The sequence below is a fragment of the Schlesneria sp. genome, from assembly GCF_036405755.1.
GTDB classification, from domain to species: Bacteria; Planctomycetota; Planctomycetia; order Planctomycetales; family Planctomycetaceae; genus Schlesneria; species Schlesneria sphaerica.
The window spans coordinates 1-2,825 of the sequence record NZ_DASWWZ010000263.1; the positions used below are offsets into that span (position 1 = coordinate 1).

2 protein-coding genes and 1 pseudogene are annotated in these 2,825 nt (G+C 56.1%); all 3 read left to right on the forward strand.

Going from position 1 to position 2,825, the window contains the following annotated elements:
* The first annotated feature begins 264 nt into the window (after window positions 1-264).
* Window positions 265-1,737: a S41 family peptidase gene (locus VGE80_RS09155; protein ID WP_397569413.1), complete on the forward strand. Its 1,473-nt coding sequence runs from the start codon at window positions 265-267 to the stop codon at window positions 1,735-1,737.
* Window positions 1,738-1,786: 49 nt separating this feature from the next.
* A complete protein-coding gene (locus VGE80_RS09160) occupies window positions 1,787-2,701 on the forward strand; it encodes a DUF58 domain-containing protein (RefSeq protein WP_397569412.1) in 915 nt (304 codons plus the stop codon).
* 45 nt (window positions 2,702-2,746) lie between these two features.
* A pseudogene (locus tag VGE80_RS09165) lies at window positions 2,747-2,825 on the forward strand (protease); the annotation flags it as partial.

Below are 2,825 nucleotides of genomic sequence, written 5' to 3' on the forward strand. Positions count from 1 at the left end.
GGACAGTGATGACGATGGGACCTTCTGGCAGCAACCCATCAAAGCGAGTCGAATGGCGATTTTCTGAGACTGAGACGTTGGCAGGCAACCTTCTCGCTCCGGATTCACTGAACCGGAGATCCTGAAACCATTTGTGAATCCCGCTCAAGTCTTGTCGGTCGGCCGGGAACCACGTATTCTTTGCTTTACTGAATGCGCTGGATTCCGTGCTACGGACTGAGCGTATCGAGGGAACTTCAGATCGACTTGAGCGAAGGAAACCAGATGATGCAGTGGCGGCGATTTTGGTTGGTGGTTCTTCTGTTTGTCGTCAGCAACGGTCTCCTCACCAGTTCGGCTCGCGCCGCGAGCGAAGATGAGTACTACGAATTGATGAAAGTCTTCGTCGATTCCTTCGAACAGATCGACCGCAATTACGTCACTCAGGTCGATCGCCGGGAACTGGTCGAAGCAGCCATGCGAGGCATGTTGCTTAAGCTCGACCCCTATTCGTCGTATATCGACACGCAGGAACTGCGAAGTTTCAATGAGCATGTCGATCAGGAATTCGGCGGGATTGGCATCCAGGTCACGATTGATCCCCGAACCCGTCAACTGATGGTCATGACACCACTCCCCGGAACCCCCGCCTATAAAGCAGGAGTCCTGGCAGGTGACCGAATTCTGGAAATCGATGACAAACTGACTTCGGAATTCCAGGAAGGTCGGGAAATGGATTCGGCCATTGCCCTGATGCGAGGTAAGCCCGGCGCGCCTGTCAAAATCAAATTGCAGCACGAAGGGTCAGAGAACCCCGAGACTGTCGTCATTACACGGGCGACGATCAAGACCCCCACGGTCCTCGGCGACCACTATGAGGGAAATGGGGAATGGTCGTTCATGCTGAACGACCAGGAAAAGATCGGCTACATCCGCTTGACCAGTTTCGGCCGCAACAGTGCTGAAGAACTGCACGATGCCCTGCTGAAGCTGCAGAAAGAGGGGATGAAAGCACTGATCCTGGATATGCGTTTCAATCCCGGTGGTCTACTGACCGCTGCGACCGCCATTGCCGACTTTTTTATCTCCAACGGTGTCATCGTCAGCACGAAGGGCCGCAATACCGAAGAACAGTTCGTTCAGGCAAAGAAAGCAGGCACGTTCAGCGGCTTCCCGATGGCCGTCCTGGTCAACCGCTACAGTGCATCGGCCAGTGAAATTGTAAGTGCCTGTCTGCAGGACTACAAACGGGCGGTCATCGTGGGTGAGCGAACCTGGGGTAAAGGAAGCGTCCAGAACGTTGTGGAACTCGAAGGGGGCAAGAGCGCTCTCAAGCTGACCACCGCCAGCTACCACCGCCCCAGCGGCAAGAACATCCACCGTTTCCCCAAGGCCACGGAAAAAGATGAATGGGGCGTGGTTCCCGATCCCGGTTATGAAATCAAAATGACGTTCGAGGAAATGCGAGACCTCGATACGTCACGCCGTGATCGCGAAGTGATTCGGCCTGATGGAACCGTCTCGAAATCCGAATTCGTCGATCGGCAGCTCAACTCGGCAATCGAAGCCGTACGCAAACTGCTGGCGGAAGGAAAGCCAGTCGTTGAACAGCCGGTGGAACGTGCTCCCGAAGAAAAGAAGACCGAAGAGAAGAAGGCCGCCGACGCATCGGAGCCACGAAAAGCACGTCTCTCTTTTGTCGACGCGATCCTGGAACTGTGGCGCGTCCAGCCAGAGCGGCGAGTGCAGTTTCTCTGAGCGTTCTTGAATACGGTCGCGGTGAGACGGGAAGAAATGCCGAGGACCGATGTCTGCGTCTGGCAAAACTGATCCTGACGATGATCCAACCGCTCTTGCCCGTTTCGGAGGGTTGGACGTCGTTGCCCGGCTGATTGTCGAAGGCTACATGATCGGACAGCACAAAAGTCCGTTCAAGGGATCCAGTGTCGAGTTCGTCGAGCACCGGCAGTACTATCCCGGGGATGAGATCCGACATATCGACTGGCGAGCGTACGGGAAGACCGGACACTACTACGTCAAAGAGTACGAGGAAGAGACCAACCTTCGAGCCTATCTGCTGCTCGATTGCTCTGGCAGCATGGCGTTCAGTGGGAAAACCCTCAGTAAGTACCAGTACGCACGGCAACTGGCTGCCGCGCTGGCCTATCTGCTGCTGAGTCAGCGCGATGCCTGCGGACTGGTCGCTTTTGACAATCAGACTGTTGACCGCTGGGAACCTTCTGCCAATCGTGACACGTTCGGTCAGATCGTCCACCTGCTGCGATCCAGGCGCCCCGGCGGGGAAGGGAGCCTGAGTGAATCCATCGCGCAAATCCAGCCGACGCTGAAACGCCGTTCGCTGCTGTTTCTGCTCACGGATGCGTTCGATGAACTGGAACCCCTGGCAGTCGCACTGAAGCGACTGCGGATGGCACAGCATGACGTCGTCCTGTTTCAGATTACCGCTCCCGAAGAAGAGACGTTTCCCTACAAGCAGCCAACAGAGTTTCGCAATCTGGAGCGGGCCGGGCATCACATGCTCGTCGACCCCTATCGCCTGCGTTCACTCTATCTGTCACGGTTTCAGGCATTTCGGCAGGGACTGGTGGCCCACTGTGGAGCGGCAGGGATCGAATTCGTCCCACTGACGACATCCGAACCCTACCAGCGAGCCCTGGGACAGTTCCTTGCGTTACGATCACAGAACAAGCGGCAGCGGTAACACGTTGTCGCCGCCGCTCAAAGACACCACTGAAAGGACTTCATGATGGCGAATCCACGATTACTGATTCTGGCAGGCGACTACGTCGAAGACTACGAGATCATGGTCCCGTACCAGGCACTGC

Excerpts from the sequence above, each read along its gene's own strand:
- VGE80_RS09155 (WP_397569413.1), top strand. The coding sequence starts at position 265 with ATGATGCAGTGGCGGCGATTTTGGTTGGTGGTTCTTCTGTTTGTCGTC.
- VGE80_RS09160 (WP_397569412.1), top strand. The coding sequence starts at position 1,787 with ATGTCTGCGTCTGGCAAAACTGATCCTGACGATGATCCAACCGCTCTT.